The sequence below is a fragment of the Caballeronia hypogeia genome, assembly GCF_001544875.2.
In the GTDB taxonomy this organism is placed as follows: domain Bacteria; phylum Pseudomonadota; class Gammaproteobacteria; order Burkholderiales; family Burkholderiaceae; genus Caballeronia; species Caballeronia hypogeia.
The window spans coordinates 139,662-155,726 of the sequence record NZ_FCOA02000007.1; the positions used below are offsets into that span (position 1 = coordinate 139,662).

Here is a 16,065-nt window from a genome sequence, read left to right on the forward strand (position 1 = left end):
CTGGGGATATCTTTCGGAAGCGTTTGGCGAGAGGCACCATCAAATGGTCGTCTTTCTGCCTGTATGAGCAATCTCCAGCAGGTATCGTTTGTCGATCACCCGCGCATCTCGCGCATCGACGTTGCGGCGCTCCACGAGCTCACCGCGCAATCAATTTTCCTATCTCAACCCGCAGGGGCATGTCCCCCTGGCGGGCGTGCGCCTGCTCACCTTTTGGAGCAATCGCATGTACACACAGTTGATCGAGCAATTCAAGACGGCACAAACCGCGGCAGCAGCAGCCTACGGCGCTGTCGTTCAAGCGGAGCGCGACGTCTTTTCGGACGGACTGACCGAGTATTCGGCGATGGAAGCCCGAAGCGAATACAAGGTCGAGCGCGAGCTGGAAACGTTCTGTCTCAGGCTGCTCTCGAGGCTTGTGATGGAGGCAAGTCGCAAGTTCGCGCCCGCCGGCGGCAGAATTGAGATCGATCAGAATCACGAACTCGATCGAAGTGGCGTTGATGTTGGGCAAGCTCTGAGGAAGGGCAACGTCCCTGACTTGGATGGCTTCTGGCAACACCTCGAGCGAACGTTCGGCGGTGAAGCTGGTGAGCGCGTCGCGTTCGAGCAGGCAGCCAAGGCCATCATCAACGGCTTTTGGCTCAAGCCCGATACCGAGATCAAACGCACCAGCAGCGCGGTCATCTTGGAAAAGCGCGTCACCTCTCAATCGTGCTTTCATTCGAAGGGCCAACGCGAGGTCTATTACTCCTCTCAGCAGGCGGTCGTCACAACCTTCGACGGCCTGGCGACCTTCGCGAAGAAGCATCAGTTCGGCGCGCTGGCGATGCAACTGCGCAATTTCAGCGTTCACCGGCTGACGTTTTCCACCCGCGAAAAACTATCGTTCACGGGGCTGGAGATCGTGATGTTCAACGACAAGTGGCAGTTCAAGTTCGCTCACGACGTGGGCGACGCGCTGTCCCTCTTCATTAGTGAGTTTGGTGCGGAATACCTCGCCTCGCGCGACCGGTACTGACGCATCCACCTTCCCATCGTTTCGACCCGCTCCGGCGGGTCTTTTTATTTCTAGAGGCAATTCATGCAGAGAGATCTGTTTTCGTTTGAGCCAGATTGGTACGAGCCGTTGCGTGCGATCAGAAGTTTGGGATCGCAGGCGCCGTCGATCGCCCATCAGGGCGAGCTGGCCGCCGCGCGTCGGCTGCACCTCGGCCAGTTCTTCACGCCGGATGCGATCGCGGCATTCATGTGGAGCTTCGTGAGCGGCTGGAAGGTGAATCGGCGTATCCGCGTCCTGGATAACTCGGTCGGCTCCGGTCGGCTGCTTCAGTACGCGGACCCGGAACGCCATGCCTTGTACGGTGTCGATGTCCACGCCGATGTCATCCAGCAGTGTCAGAAGGTGTTTGAGGACGCGGGGTTTCATTGCGAGTTCCGACAAGCCGGCATGGAGGACATTCATCCGACGCGCTTCGATATCGCACTCATCAATCCGCCGTTCTCGATCCACCTCGAATCACCGCATCTGCAGACGCTCGAATGCACGACGTGGGGCCGGTACGGCGCGCACACCAGCGCGTTGAGCCACGACTACGCGGTGCATCAGGCTCTGGAGGCGGCGAACATTGTCGTCGCGCTGCTGCCGATCTCGACTGCTGAGTCGATGATTGGGGGCGAGCAGGGCGACCGTCTGAAGCGGCGCGCGGCGGGCCTGTTCGAATTGCCGGCGGACGCGTTCAAGCTCGAGGGCGCGAACGTGCGAACGGCGGTTGTGGTGTTCGACCGCTACCGCGATCGTCCCTCGGACTTCGTGCGTGCGCTCGTCGACGATCTGGCCAAGCCCGGCCCGGATCTCGGGCTGCACTTCGAAGATCGCTCCTTTGGTGAGGCGCGGATGCGCCTGCAGAAGCTCGATGACAGCGTGCCGTTCATCACGCGTGCGGTGACCGGCGACAAGTCGGTCAAGGTGTCGCACGATGGCCGGCGCATTCGTTTGTCCTTTGCCTGTGGCTTCAACGAAGCGATGGTGCTCAACGCGGTTCTCGTGAAGCGCATCTATTCGCGCGACGGCCACCGGCTGCCGCGTGGCTTCCGTTACTCGGGGCAAGGCTTGCTGGATATGGAAACGTATCTTGTGCAGGACGATCCGGTCGCGGCGCTCGATCAGTTGCTCGATCGAATCCGCAGCGTCGGTGGCGAGCCGCAACTGGCGCCCGGCTTCATGGAGCACTTCGGGAGACGCATGCAACGCAGCGTGCGCCAGGCGATACCGTTGCGGCATGTGGCGTGGACGACTGGTGCCGGGTCGCGGGATCAGGTGTCGGGCATCGCAAAGGAGACCCACAAGGTCGACGCGACGCGCTGGGCCAGTCCGCTCATTAAGGCGGGCGACGAAGTCCAGTTTGATCGCGAACCCGACGGGCGCTACCGATACGCGCTGCATGGCGTCTGGTACCACCTGTCTGTCGACGAGCTCAATGCGCGGTTCGCGGTCGAGAACGTCAGCGAGGGATGGGAAGTGGTGCACGAAGGTCTGTGCGCGCGTTTCCCTGACCAAGCAGCGGCGCTCCGGTCGCGCGTGAAGGCGCTCGGCGTCGATCAGTGGCTCGACTGGGAGTTTCAAGTTGATGATCTGGTCGAAACGCTGCTCAAGCCGACCGGCTGTGTCGTCGCATGGGAGCAGGGGTGCGGCAAGTCCCGGCTCGCGTTGGCGCTGATCCTCGTCTCGGGCGTGAAGCACGGCCTGATCGTTGTTGAGTCACGGCTCATCGAGGAAATGCTCAAGGAGGTGGGGCAGTTGCCCATCTCGGCTGAGCAGGTGAAGGTAATCGAATCGGCGGCCGACCTTAACGACCTCCGTCAGATCAACCTTATCTCGTATGAGCGCCTGCGCATGCCGGTCGATAAGGCGGCTTCGGCGCGCGTGACGTACGCCCATCGACTGCGTCGCCGCATCGGCCTGCTGGTAGCCGACGAAGGCGAGCGCCTGGCCAACCCCACGAGCGACCAGAGCCGCGCGCTTTGGCAGCTTTCGGCGCGGCGAAGGTTTGTTTTGACGGGGTCGCCGATCCCCAACTACCCGAGAGATGCGTTCGGTCTGATCGCGTTTTCTGGTGGTGATGGAACGGCGGCTCAGCCGTATGGTTATCGCTTGGGCTATCTGGAGCAGAACTGGATCAATTCGGTGGAGTACGCCATGCGCGGCGTCGATCGATTCAGGGATGACTTCGTGGTGCTGGAGTGGGTCACGTGGCAATTCGCGGAGAGCCTGCAGGATGGGGCGAAACGCGAGGTGCCCAAGATCGGAAACCTGCACCTGTACCGCGCGATGCTCGCGCCGCACATCAAGCGGCGGCTGGTCGCAGAACCCGAGGTGTCGCGCTACATCCAGATCGAACCACCGCAGTTCGAGGTGGAAACGGTCGATTGGGATCGCGGGCATTTGGCCGCGTATCTCCGCGCTGCCGACGAGTTCGCCGACTGGTACCGCTCATCGCGCGATGACAAGAAGGCGTGCAACCTGGTCACGATCCTCGCTCGTATCCGTGCCGTTCACTTTTCCGCCAATTACCCGCAGTTTGGGATGGATGGCGTGGAGTACATCGGCGGGCTGACGAGCAAGCAACGCGCAATTGTCGCGCGCATGCGCGCGATCGCGGCGGAAGGAAAGCAAGCGATCGTGTTTGCCGAGAATCCGGGCGTGCTCGATCTTCTAGCGCGCGAGCTGGATGCGCACGGTGTGCAGACGGTGCCGTTTCACGGCGAGATACCGATCAAGCGTCGCGTGGCCGATAAGGACAAGCGATTCTTGGGCGGACTGGCAACCGGACTGATGGCCACCAAGGCATCGGGTCGCGCGGGCTACAACCTGCCGAACGCCGACTACATCCTTTTCTACGACCGTTCGTGGACGTGGCGCATTGAGTATCAGGCGATGCGGCGCGCGCTGCGATGGAACCGGAAGGGCGTGCTGAAGGTTGTCTATTTTCATCTCCCGGGGAGCATCGACGAGTATCAGGACCAAATGGTCGCGCACAAGCGTGATGCGACGCAGGCGGGGCTGGACTGGGCGACGCCGGAACTGGAAGACGAGACCTTCCTCCATATGGATTCGTTACTGGACCGCTTTGTCGATGACCTCGCATTGCTGGCGGCCGAGACCGCGGGCGACATGCGCAAACTTTTGAAGGAGGCAGCTTAAATGCCGAAAGACTCGAATGTGTTTGTGGTGGTCGGGGAGGGCGTCGTCACGGTTAAACGTGAAGGCTCCAATCGCGCGGTGCTGGCGAAAGTCCTCGGCAAGGTACAAGTCGATGGCGTCGAGGTGCTGTGCCTCGACCGCCTCGTTCATGAAAGCCATGAGCAGCAGTTCGGCGAGTGGACGTTGGCGGGGGCAGTCACGACCTTGCTGTCACGATCGCTGCCGCCCATGACTGGCGCTGCGGCATAAGACACAGCGGCATCCTCGGGTGCCGCTCGTCACACCCTTTAATCAACCCGGCTTTCGAGCCGGGTTTTTTTTCGACCTGCGCGCGGATCTGACGACCATTCGGCCACGCGTCGGCGTGTTTTCGCCATCGCGAGCGGCAGTGTTCGCTGCGCCGCATCATTCGGGCGTCGCAGGAAATACGCTCCGTTCGCGGTATGGCGTCCCCCTCGTATGCGTCGGCCGTCTTGGGCGCCGGCGTTCTGCCGGCGCACTTTTTCACTCATGGCATCATGCGGACAGGGCGCGCTTCGAGCGCCGGCTACGCTACTGCAAACGCAATAAGTAATTCCCCAACACCCAGCACCCAATCCGTCGCCTTCACTGTCCCAACGCATTTAGCCGCCGCACTGAAAGAGACCGTTGACGACTTCCTGGCGCATGCGGCGGGCGGAATGACGCCCGCGCAGCGAGCGGCCGAGATACGCGCTCAAGATCGCGACGCGAGCCTGGACTCACTCGCCTATCTCGTTGAGGTGGCGGAGGGCAGTTCAGGGCAGGCGCGCGTCGCCGCTCAGTTTCTCGCAGGTCTCTACAACGGCTTCGACTTCCCATTTAGCCTCACGGACTTTCGACGACTCGACGACGATCTGATGGAGCACTGCATCCAGGTTCTGCGACTAGACAGTCGGCACGCGACCGAAGTGCACCGCTACTTTCCGAATGGCGAAGCCCGGTGGCAGGCGATGATCAAACGATGGGGGCTTGCTGACGAGCCGGCGCACACGCCGCTGCCGGACGACGACGTCGTGCATTCGTGCCAGTACCACAGCAAGCTCGACGCGCCGGGTTATCGCGACGTGACTTTGATCGTCAAGGTGGCAGTCGGCATCGACGATATACGGTCGATGAGCCTCGCGCTCTCGGCCGCCGATTCGGAGCGGCTAGCGGCGGACCTCGTCGCGGTCCATCGCCTCGCGTGGACACGAGGCAAGCCCGTGGATGCGGATGAGAATGAGCCGAGACCCGCATGGCTATGAAAGACGGCATGAATTCGTGAGCTTTTGCATGGCGTGCTCACAAAGTAAACCGCTATTGTTGCTCCATCACCCGCGTCAGAGACGCATCGACCCCGCGCTGACGTCAGTCAGCCCACGTTGTTCAACCCTTTGGGAACCACTCCCAAAGGGGACAGGTTCCCTCTCAGGAGACCTGTCATTCAGCAACAACCTACTCTCGCCCTCAAGCAAATTCAGGTCAGCGTCAATCCCCGCAAGTACTTCGATGCGGCGGAGATGGAAGAGCTGACCGCGTCTGTGCGCGAAAAGGGTGTCATCCAGCCTGTCATCGTGCGCACGCTCGCTGACGGCGGCTTCAGCCTCGTCGCTGGCGGCCGCAGATACAAGGCGGCGCTTGCGGCGCACGGCGAAGACTATGAAATCCCGGTCGTCGTTCGAGACATCGATGAGGTGGAAGCGAAGCAGCTCGCCATCATCGAGAACATCCAGCGGGCCGACATGTCGCCGGCCGAAGAAGCCATTGCGGCAGCCGAGCAAGTCGGGCTGTGCAAGGGCGATCGCGACGAAGTCGCGCGCATCTTCGGTTGGTCGCGTGCGACGCTGGATAAGCGTCTTGCGCTGATGAACTGCAGCACTGCCGTGCTCGATGCATTGAGCACCCGACAGATCCTTCTCGGTCACGCCGAGCTGCTTGCTGCGCTCCCCAAAGAGACGCAGGACAAGCTGCTGCCGGTGATCATCAAGGAGGGCAAGGCGGTCGCTGAGGTCAAGAAAACCATCGAGCAGGTTGCCTGTTCGTTGGCGGCCGCGATCTTCGACAAGGCCGACTGCGCCGGATGCCCGCACAATTCGTCCACGCAGGGCGAGATGTTCGGTGAATCCATTGGTACGGGCAATTGCACCAACCGCACCTGCTACAACGAGAAGACCGAAAAGATGCTCGAAGTGACGGCCACCGGCCTGCGCGACGAATATCCGGTCGTGCGCATCGTGCGTGCTGGCGACAACCACACGCGCGTGCAACTCTCAGTCGATGGCCCGAAGGGCGTCGGCGAAGAGCAGGCAAAGGCGTGTCACGCGTGCCAGAACTACGGCGCGGCGGTGAGCGGTCTGCCTGACTCGATCGGCAAGGTCTATCGCGGCCAGTGCTTCGACACCGTCTGCATGTTGAACTCATACCCTAACAGTACATAGTTCGCGAGTAAGTGGCGAGGAATTCAGTTAGGGCGGTGTTTTAAGCATCAAAGTCTTGCGATGTATAAATACATCGTAACGCACCGAAACTTCCAAGCACCGGCGACAACAGAGGTGGCCTCATTCGTTTGGACAGGATCCGCGAGTTTTTAAGTGGAATCTCTGAGGCAATCAAGCTGCCGATTTTATCGCTGGCAGCGTGGCGAAGTATGCTTCATCCGGTGTCTGATCGGCCAGCCTGGAATGAGGCCGATTCTGGTTATACCAGCTCAGGTAGTTGCCGATTGAGCGGCGGGCGTGGCTGACCGAGTCGTAGGCTTTCAGATAGACCTCTTCATATTTGACGCTGCGCCACACCCGTTCAACGAACACGTTGTCACGCCAGGCGCCTTTTCCATCCATGGACAGAAGAACGCTCCGGCTGAGCACCGCGTCGGTGAATTCGGTTGCGGTGAACTGGCTGCCTTGATCGGTGTTGACGATCTCAGGCAGGCCGTATTTCGCAAACGCTTCCTCCAGCGCCTCGACAGCATGGCAGCTCTCCAGCGTGATCGCCACCCGGTGTGCCAGCACCCGACGACTCGCCCAGTCCACGACAGCCGTCAGATATACGAAGCCGCGCGCCATCGGGATATAGCTCGTATCGAGCGCCCAGACCTGATTGGCCCGGTCGATTTTCCGGTTGCGAAGCAGGTACGGCCAGATCCTGTGGGCTGCATGCTTGCGGCTCGTGTTTGGTTTGCGATACAGCGCTTCGACACCCATGCGCTTCATCAAGGTGCTGACGTGTCTGCGCCCGACCTTGATGCCTTCGCGACGCAGCAGCCGTGCCAGCATTCGCGCCCCCGCAAATGGATGCTCGAGGTGAAGCTCGTCAATCCGGCGCATCAATTTCAGATCCGCTTCGCTGACCCCGCGCGATTGGTAATAGGCGCTCGACCGGCTGATGCCTACCAGCCGCGCCTGCTGTGTCACCGGCAGGGCGTGATCACGATCGATCATCGCCTTACGCTCAGCAGTCCCGCCTTGCTGAGCGCGCTTTCTAAAAAATCGTTCTCCAGCGTCAACTGCCCGATCTTCGCGTGCAGTACCTTCACGTCGACTGGCGGTGCCGCTGGCGCCGAGTTGCCCGCGTCGAACACATCGGCAACCCGCTCCTGCAGTTGCTTCTTCCAGTCCGTAATCTGGTTCGGATGGACATCAAACTGCTGGGCCAGCTCTGCCAGCGTCTTGTCGCCCTTGAGCGCTGCCAGGGCCACCTTTGCCTTGAACGCTGGCGAGTGGGTCCGTCGGTTTCGTTTCGTCATCTTCTGGTTCCTTGTTGCCGGCCATTATGGCCGACTCACGCCCCAGCTTTTCCACTCAACGAACTGTCCGAATTCCCGAAGCCACCTCTAACGCTGGCGCTTTTCTATTGCGTGATTCGTACGTTAGGGGACTTGGTGGCGTTCCGTTTGAGCATGTTATGCCCCGTGCGACGCCTCCCACTCCTTGCCATCATCAAGGATAGGATGGGTATCACTCACCACAACGAGCGGCTTGCCACGATGGGCCAGCGCAAATCGCGATACCGCGCCAGCTTGCCCTTCCGGCATAGCTTGGCAGTCCGGACCTAGTGCCCCGACCCACACATACTTCCCGGATTCAATGCAGGCAAGGTAATAAGCCACACTCATGTTGTTCTCCTTTAAAGTTTGCTTCGCCTATGCAAGCACTTTTCGAATCGCCCGCGCGAACCCCACCTCAAACACTGTCCGGCCCCGCGCGTTGACGATTTCGCCGTGGCTGCCTTCCCGCAGTCCTCGTTCCTCGAGGTAGTGTTCCGATACGGCTTTCTGCAAGGCTTCGCGTTCCGACGGCGTGAACTGCGCGGCCATGGCAGGCGCCGTCACTGACTGCGCGTGGGGCACGGCTGCGACGGTGGCGGCCAGTGGGCGCCGGTCCACGGTCACCTGGCCGTTGGCTTTCAGCACGTTAAGTTGCGCCTTGAGCTTGTCGCGCTCGGCGATGATGGCCTGCATGATGGATCGGATGGCCGGGTCCTCGATTCGCATCAGGTATTCGTGGCTCGCCAGCGTCTTTGGCGGCTTGGGGGCAGGCGGCCCGGCGTAGGTCGCCCACGCCTCGATGAGCGCGCGGTAATCGGCGGATGGGGCATTGTAGAGGGCGCGGCCCTTCATGATGCCTTCGGCTTCGGCCAGGCGGCCGATGGCGGACAGCGAGAAGTCGCGCGAGCCCGCTTCATGCTGCCTGCGGCATAGCTCGTGCATCTTTGCCAGGCTTGCTCGCCGGTTCGAGCGTCCGCCCTTGGCGAGCAGCGACTCGAGCACGGCGTCCGGTTGGATGTCAGTCGCTCCATTCATACTTCATCTCTCAGCAGGGACGGTCGTCCGGCGGGGAACGCCTGGACGTGATTGGTCGTGGGCAGCAGCGAGGCAAGGTCCATGTCGAAGTGCTGGCTTAGGCTCACACCAGCGTCCATCAGCCGAATCACTTGGCGCTGGCCCAGCGCGGGATTCGGTGGGTCCATCTGCTGGGCAAGACGGCGCATGAAGGCGTTGCCCGCAAGCAATTGCTCGTCCTCGCTCATCAACATGAACACGGGCGGCAAGTCGTCGCGATAGAGCACGGCATCGAGCAACTGGCTGCGGCGGAACACTGCCTTACCGGGTTCAAGGTCGGAGTAGACCTCGACGTTTTCGCAGACGCCCGCAAGTTGTAGCAGCTCCGACTCCGTTTCCTCGAAGGCGACATGCACGTCGCCCACCATGCCGGCGGCCACCATCTGCGTACCGCTGCCCTGCTGGGCTTCGAGCACCGCCTTGCAACGTTCGATGAGACGCCAGCAGGCTACGAGGTCTTCAGCGAGATCGCTGAAGCGCTTCATGGCACCTTCCCAGACCCGCTCGGCCTGTTGGTAGGCGTCCAGTCGGGCGAAAGGCTGGACGGACTCCTCAGCATCAGCCTTCTGTTTTTTCAGGTCCTGCACCGTCTTCTCGCGGCCGAGACACGCATTGCGCGCCTCATCGAAGTGGTAGGCAATGGTGTTGAAGTGCGCAGCAAGTGCCGGCAGGTGGTGCGGCTCGGTGACGAACCAGCGGCAGCGCACGCAATTGCGACTTCCTCCGGGTACCGGGCCATATTTCGGATTCACCGATGAGGTCCCTTTGGCAATCACCGCTCCCCCGTTGTAACAGCCGCCCACCGACCCGTTGCCTTCGACCTCGCTGGTGTTGCCGCCGACTAGGCACATTCCGTGGTGCATCAGCATCCAGCCGGCCGGGTTGCGAGCGGCCGGATGCAGCGGGATGGCAGCCGCAAGGCTGGGCACACTGTTGCAGATGGCCTTTTTCAGGAGCTCCTCATGCTCGGTGTCGAGCAGGAAGTTCTGGATGCTCGCCTCCTTGTTCATCTTCAGCCGCTCCGCGGCGCCAAGCAGCACGTCGCGGATGTGCGACGCACCGGGCTTGGTGTAGTACAAAGTCATCAGCAGGCGGCTGTGGCCGACCAGCTTTTGCAGCAACGGGAATGGCACCTGGCCTTCTAGTGCCAGCGCGGTGATAAGGGAGACACGCAGGCTGTGCAGCGGGAAGAGGGTCGTCGTTCCTTTGTTCCGTTTTTCTAGCGACGGGAGGAAACGAATCGGCGTACCTCTGCGATGCGTCTCGCCCCGGTCGGCGAGCCGCAGCTCCAGTGCTTCCAACAGGTAGAACCATGGCGTGCCCAACATATTTTCGCTTGGCGGCAGATTACGCACGCCGTCTCGCGCCTCCGGCATCCGGAAGAGGAAGCAAGTGTCGGGGTAGCCTGCCAGTTGCACCTCGCTCTTTGCGGTCATGTGGCGGCCCTCCAGTTCCGTCCAGGACGTGCGCCGCTCGATGGGGTTGTACTTCTCCTGCCAATTGCGCAGCTTTTCCAGCCAGTAGAAGACATCCTGATGCATCGGCCCACCGGAGGACCACGGCAGGACGTAGCCCTTGTCGGCTCCAGACTGGGCGATGTCGGCGGTCTTGTTGGTGTTGATGTAGAGCACGGTCGAGACGGACTCGCCATCGGCGAACGGGACGCTGCGGCGAAACACACCCTGTTGCAGCGGCCTCCGCTCGCTGCGCTGCATGAGCCGGCTCGAATTCAAAGTCCAATTCCCCACCGCGTAGCGCCAGCAGTCGGCTTCGCCCGAGTCCAGCATGCGGACCTGGAAGCTGCGCAGCGGCAAGATGAGTTTCACGAGCAGGGCCACCCAGCGGACCGGGCTCCACATCTGCAGCACCTGCCTGCCGCGATAAAGCTTGCGGACCCGCCACACACAGTCCGGGTCGTTCTGGTCAATCTGGTCTTCGGTCACCTCGAACCAGTCGGTGGGGGAGTTTCCCCCGCGCTGTCCGATGTCGCTCCCCAGCGCGCTCTGCGCCCAGTGCCAGTCGCGGAAGTGCGGCCCCGCAGCGAGCATCTGGCGCAGTTCGTCAATGTAGCCGTAGGGCAGCGGCGAATGCACGCTCTCGTCGCGCTTGGGCAAACCGTGCTTGGTCATCTTGGGCACGGGATTGTGGAAGGCCGGCGAAACGACTGGTAGGCCGCCGGCGTCGGCTGCGCTGAACTCGCGCAGCAGCACGAAGCGCAGGAAGGCGTGGACGCAGTTGTTGTACTCGATCCCCGATATCGAATCGGGACAGGCTGATTGGTAAAAGTCAGGCAGGACCGTGGTGCGCGCCAGGAACACCACCGGGTCGAGCGGCAACTCCTGCTCGATGAGATAGCGCTCAAGGAAGGCCACCAATGCAGCGAGCCTCACGTTGAGACCGCTCGTTTCGCCTTTCAGCCACTCCACCGCCAGGGCACGCCAGGCGGCAAGTTGCGGGTAGCTCTGCTCGACCCAGGCGAGGGAGGTATCCCTTGCGCGCGCACCCTTCTTCTTTTGCGGGGAAGTGGCAGAAGCGGCCGCAGTCGTCGTCTTCTTTTTTTCCATGAGGATTCCCTAGTGGTTGAGTTCGATTCCGGACAGCAGCAGTCTTATCGCGGGTTGTGGCCCGGCGTACTTGTCCCGCAGCCGCTGCGCAGCCGCTTCAAGCGTTGCCAGAATCTCGCGGGTATTCGCCCGTGTGTACACCTCCTGGCTTTCCAGCGAGGCGTGATGCATGAAGCGGCGGATGAACGGCTTGTCGACGCCGGCGTTGCGCAGTCGCCGGCCATAGGCGTGGCGGTGACCGTGCGGCGTCGTGCCCAGAGCCTTGCCGACCGTGAGCCCAATGCGCTCGCACGCAGCAGCATACGCCTTGTTGTACTGAGTGAGCGTGTACATGGCGCCGACGGGCTCGCCGTTCAGGTTGATGAAGGCGAAGGGGTGCCCACGCTCGACGCATGCCACCTGTTGGAGATAACGGTGCCAAAGGTGCAGGAACCATTCGCCATACTCCGGCAGGAACCAGTACGCCTGTTTGTAATACTCGGCGTCGTGCATGCCGCCTTTCCAGCCAGCGTGCCGTCGATCCATTAGATCGGTGCGTGGCACGAGGCCGAACTGGAGGGCGAGATACTCCGCTCGGTTGCCTTTACGCGTGCGTCCAAGCTTGTCACGCCAATCGGCAGGCGCGGCACCGTAGCTCGGATGATGGATCAGAACCTTGGCCTGCCTCGGATTCGCCGGGTCCGGGAACACGTCGTGGATGAAGAGATGGAAGGGCTCGGATTCTCGGAAGCCCGCCCCGTGCAGTAGCAATGTGATGAGCATGCCCCGAAAGTCATAACGTCCCCGCGTGCAGAATCCCTTGAGCAGCAGTTCCTCAAAGCGGTCCTCGGGGAAGGCCGGCGGATCACCTTTCTCGACCTTGGGAGCGCGCCGGCTTCGCACGCGGTACGCAGTCTCGCCTGAGGATGAGTTCGCCACCCATGTATGTCCAAGGAACGCCTTGCTGCGTCGATACTGGTAAGCAGCCTCATCGGTCTGCCGGTCGAAAGCTCCGCCTGCATAGCGAGGATTCACCGTGGCAGTCCCAGGGCGCGTTTCCCCGAGCCAATCGAAGAAATCGGACAGATGCGTGATGATGTGTGACGCATCTCGCGGCGAGCGTGGCGCCCAGCACAAGCCACTCGGGTCAAGGCCAGTGACACGATCAAACGTGCCGGTGTAAAGCCTCTGGGCGAAGTTCTGGAAAAGGCGGTAAGTGTCGCGCTCAGTGGGATTGGATTGCAGGTATTCGAGAAACATCCGGACGGACCGAGTTACCTTGGTCATCCACGCCAAGCTGCGGTCGTGACCACGAAAGAGGTAGTAGTCAAGCAGCGGTTCCAAGATACCCGCTGGCGTCAGCACTACCGGAAGCTCTGTGTACACGCCTGTGGAGTCGGTATGTATGCGCGCCTTGACCGTCACAAACATGCGAGGCGGCTCGTCAGCAGGTTGGATAAAGCGACTTCGCAGGACGGGCCACCAGGTGAAGCATCAACGGCACGTAGGGTCACGTCTACATTTGCAGGTCTGCGCAAGCCAGTCTCGGCGTACATAAAAAGCCGCGCATTGTACATACGATGTCATCGCACCGTATAGCTTCAATATCTGTAGGGCAAAAAAACCCCCTTCGAGAGGGGTGTCGGAAACAGATTCGGCTCATCGCCACCGAACTATGTATTCCTTGGTGGGGGGAATATCAACATGAAGAAGGTGGCGGCGCAACTGCAAGCGGTGAAGGCCGCAACGCAGCCGAAGCCCGAGGCAGCCAAGGCCGGCGCGAAAGCGTCGCCCACAGCAGCGAAGGGCGCGGCCGGTTCGTCGGCGGGCTCGACGACCAGCAATCCGCCGGCGACCGTGGTGGCTGAGTCGGACAAGATCAAAGCGTATCGCGTGGCGTTGTGGCGTAAAGCCCTACGCCGTGAGGTAGGTGCGGATCCCGCGCTTGCCCAGCGATACCTCGTTGCGATCGCTCTGTCCGATCAGATGCGCTGCGTCGACCAAAAGACGCTCTCCGGCATCTGGGAAAAGCTCACCGAAGAGCAGGTCGGGTCCGGCGATGTGACGAAAGCGGCTGCCTCGACGGCTGCCGCTGACGATACGAAGCTCGCGCACGCGGTCACCGGTGTGACGGTCGCCGCGATTCAAGGCCTCGACGTCCAGTACCTAACCCGTCTGTGCACGCACCATCACCTCGATCTCGCGAAGCACTGGAAGCTCTGCAAGGAGTTTCTGGAGCTGATCACGAAGTCCGAAATGATGGTGGTCTCTGACGAACTCGGCATTCGTGCCGCGCTCGGCGACAACTTCAAGAAGGTCTTCGGCAAGTCCAAGTCCGAAGTCATCGACGCGCTTCTGGCGGTCGATGGCTTCGACTACACGGGCAAGATTCCGAAGGTGCTCAAGTTCTAATTGCGCGGCGTCCCCGTGCATCGATCGTAGTTTCCATCCTTTATAGACCGCCTCCGCGCGGTCTTTTTTCTTTTCGGGAGTTTCCATGTTCGTAGCTATTGAACCGCTTCTGCGTCACTGCACGAAGCTCACGTTGTCGTTGCAGATGAAGGGCAAAGAGATGGTTGTCTGCGTCATGCCGCAAGGCACGGCAAAAGACGCCGCCATGCTTCAGCCGCTCGCGCTCACCGCGACGGCGCCTGAGCTGGAAGCGGGTTTCGTGGACGCCCTTGCGACTTACACCGGTGCTCACGCGTCGCTCGCTGAGCAAGTTGCGGCCACGGCAGCGATCCTCGAAGCCGCCAAGACGACGCAAGTCTCGAAGGCGACGAAGACGCTGGCGAAGGGCGGCAGCAAGCCCGCCTTGCCTGCACCCGGCAGATCGAGCATCGATGCGGACAACGATGATGACGACGGAAGTGCCGACGCTGAAGGGCAGAGCACCGCCCCGACTGCGTCTTCGGCATCGTCCGCAGCAGAGGCATCGGCGGAACCGGCTAACACCGGGACCAACCTCGCATCGCTTTTCGACTAAGGAGCAGACATGGCTATCCAAGTTGCGAAGCTCACGCGCGAGTTCGTCTACAACGGCGTGACGTTCCCCGATCCCGGGCCGACGTTCTCGCCCGACGATGTCCGTGATCTCTACTCCGCGCAGTACCCGGAGCTGACGACCGCGGCGATCGACGGACCCACGACGGAGGGCGATGTCATGCGCTTCACGTTCGCGCGCGCGGCCGGTGCCAAGGGTGCAGTCATGCCCTGCCGCGTCCATGCGTAAGCGCGACCTCCTCAAAGCCCTGTCCGATCCGGACTTGGCTCTTTCTCATCAGCAACCGCCCGGAAGGGCGGTTTTTTTTCATGACAAGGAGATCGAGCAATGCTCTTCGATCCTCGCCCGTCTAGTGCAGAGGTCGCTGTCTCGGGAGAGCCTTGGCAACCGCGACGCGCTCCCGCTGCCCGACGTCGAACTCCCAATGATTTTCTAAGCCTGCCGGCCATCGGCTCGGACGTCAAAACGCGCGCAGTGATGCGTTGGCAAGCCGAAAAGGATGTCGCCGGTCTCATCGCCGCCCAGTTCAACTCGGGCGTGCTGAGGTCGCGCGACGTACCGGAGTTCAAAGGCGCGGGTGACGCGCTTGCCCACGGCTTTTTCGCGTGGGCCAAGCGTCATACGCCGCGTCTGGACTGCCTCGGCTTTGACTTCGTGTTGTGCGACGTGCAGGCGGTGCAAGACGTCGTCCAGTACCAGGAGGACAGCAGCGACTTCAATCCGACCTCGCCCGTGTATCTCGGCATCGAGATCACGGAGGAAAACATCTTCGAGATCGGCAGGCGTGCCGCCGAACTTCGGGATGTCCATCCGCGCTTGGTGTCGACGGCGATGGTGCTAATCAATCGCGCAGCAGGCCGCACGATGTGGGTCCGAACGCCGGACGAGTTCCTTGGGGAATTCGCCTCGTGGTTCTGGGACGGCGACTCGAACGCAACCGATGAGGAAGCGCGCGAGATGCTGACGGACCGATTCGGCGAGGACGAGGCGGAGATTGAGTACTACCTCCCTTCCGTTGTGCGTCCGCAGCTCTGTCCCGACGACATGGACGTCTACCGCTGGAATGCAAAGAGCCGACGCTATCTGCCTCAACGGGCACTTGGCGTTGCCGCGCTCAGACGGCTTCAGCGATTCACGTCTGGCCGCACACGTCGAATCTGTGCGGAACTGGAGAAGCTCTCGTTGATGTTGCAGCGGGTCGGCAATCGCGACCTTTTCGGCTGCGAATATCGGCCTCGCTGCGCTTATGCGTCGGCCACGCTCACCGTGGAAAACGACACCCGCGTGGGCGAGGTGCTCGATTCGCACTACGAGTACCTCGCCAGCGCCGGCGACGGCACCACCTACTACGGCTTCACGCCGATTGCCTCTACGCCTGATGCCATTCGCAAGCAGTACGCGGACTGGTCGCAGGGCTTATCCATTCTTGGCCAACTGGACCGCGTCATCGCGTGTCTCGCGGCATAACTCGGAG

General features: G+C 61.5%; 12 protein-coding genes and 1 pseudogene. 9 read left to right on the plus strand and 4 right to left on the minus strand.

Going from position 1 to position 16,065, the window contains the following annotated elements; all coding sequences use genetic code 11:
* Positions 1–88: 88 nt before the first annotated feature.
* The 5 genes and pseudogenes from AWB79_RS13625 to AWB79_RS13645 form a co-directional block, all read left to right on the plus strand.
* Complete coding sequence (locus AWB79_RS13625) at positions 89–1,021, plus strand: hypothetical protein (protein ID WP_232470903.1); 933 nt, start codon at positions 89–91, stop codon at positions 1,019–1,021.
* A gap of 63 nt (positions 1,022–1,084) precedes the next feature.
* Positions 1,085–4,204: an SNF2-related protein gene (locus AWB79_RS13630; RefSeq protein WP_061167953.1), complete on the plus strand. Its 3,120-nt coding sequence runs from the start codon at positions 1,085–1,087 to the stop codon at positions 4,202–4,204.
* Positions 4,205–4,453, plus strand: a complete 249-nt coding sequence (locus AWB79_RS13635; RefSeq protein ID WP_061167954.1) for a hypothetical protein — start codon at positions 4,205–4,207, stop codon at positions 4,451–4,453. It abuts the gene before it with no gap.
* Positions 4,454–4,884: 431 nt separating this feature from the next.
* The gene (locus AWB79_RS13640; protein ID WP_198399020.1) at positions 4,885–5,469 is read left to right on the plus strand and encodes a DUF7673 family protein; all 585 of its coding nucleotides are present in this window, start codon (positions 4,885–4,887) and stop codon (positions 5,467–5,469) included.
* Between the two features lie 177 nt (positions 5,470–5,646).
* A pseudogene (locus AWB79_RS13645) lies at positions 5,647–6,612 on the plus strand (PRTRC system ParB family protein); the annotation flags it as partial.
* A gap of 201 nt (positions 6,613–6,813) precedes the next feature.
* On the opposite strand, the gene AWB79_RS13650 reads toward AWB79_RS13645, so the two are convergent.
* From AWB79_RS13650 to gmtY, 4 genes are all read right to left on the minus strand, one after another.
* Positions 6,814–7,949 (minus strand): IS3 family transposase gene (locus AWB79_RS13650; protein WP_374728541.1). Its coding sequence is split into 2 segments (ribosomal slippage): positions 6,814–7,685 and positions 7,685–7,949, totalling 1,137 coding nucleotides; the frame shifts between segments, so codons are not numbered across the junction.
* A gap of 396 nt (positions 7,950–8,345) precedes the next feature.
* The gene (gene gmtX / locus AWB79_RS13660) at positions 8,346–9,005 is read right to left on the minus strand and encodes a gamma-mobile-trio protein GmtX (RefSeq protein ID WP_061167957.1); all 660 of its coding nucleotides are present in this window, start codon (positions 9,003–9,005) and stop codon (positions 8,346–8,348) included.
* Complete coding sequence (gene gmtZ, locus AWB79_RS13665; RefSeq protein ID WP_074169372.1) at positions 9,002–11,608, minus strand: gamma-mobile-trio integrase GmtZ; 2,607 nt, start codon at positions 11,606–11,608, stop codon at positions 9,002–9,004. The genes gmtX and gmtZ overlap by 4 nt, the downstream gene beginning before the upstream one ends.
* Positions 11,609–11,617: 9 nt before the next feature.
* Entirely contained in the window at positions 11,618–13,018 is a 1,401-nt protein-coding gene (gene gmtY, locus AWB79_RS13670) for a gamma-mobile-trio recombinase GmtY (RefSeq protein WP_061167958.1), read from the minus strand.
* Positions 13,019–13,291: 273 nt separating this feature from the next.
* Here gmtY and AWB79_RS13675 point away from each other — a divergent pair, with 273 nt between their 5' ends.
* From AWB79_RS13675 to AWB79_RS13695, 4 genes are all read left to right on the plus strand, one after another.
* The gene (locus AWB79_RS13675; RefSeq protein ID WP_198399021.1) at positions 13,292–13,999 is read left to right on the plus strand and encodes a hypothetical protein; all 708 of its coding nucleotides are present in this window, start codon (positions 13,292–13,294) and stop codon (positions 13,997–13,999) included.
* Positions 14,000–14,084: 85 nt separating this feature from the next.
* Positions 14,085–14,573, plus strand: a complete 489-nt coding sequence (locus AWB79_RS13680; protein ID WP_061167959.1) for a PRTRC system protein E — start codon at positions 14,085–14,087, stop codon at positions 14,571–14,573.
* A 9-nt stretch (positions 14,574–14,582) separates the two neighbouring features.
* Positions 14,583–14,819: a PRTRC system protein C gene (locus tag AWB79_RS13685; RefSeq protein WP_061167960.1), complete on the plus strand. Its 237-nt coding sequence runs from the start codon at positions 14,583–14,585 to the stop codon at positions 14,817–14,819.
* A gap of 99 nt (positions 14,820–14,918) precedes the next feature.
* Positions 14,919–16,058, plus strand: a complete 1,140-nt coding sequence (locus AWB79_RS13695) for a PRTRC system protein F (RefSeq protein ID WP_074169373.1) — start codon at positions 14,919–14,921, stop codon at positions 16,056–16,058.
* Positions 16,059–16,065: the final 7 nt, after the last annotated feature.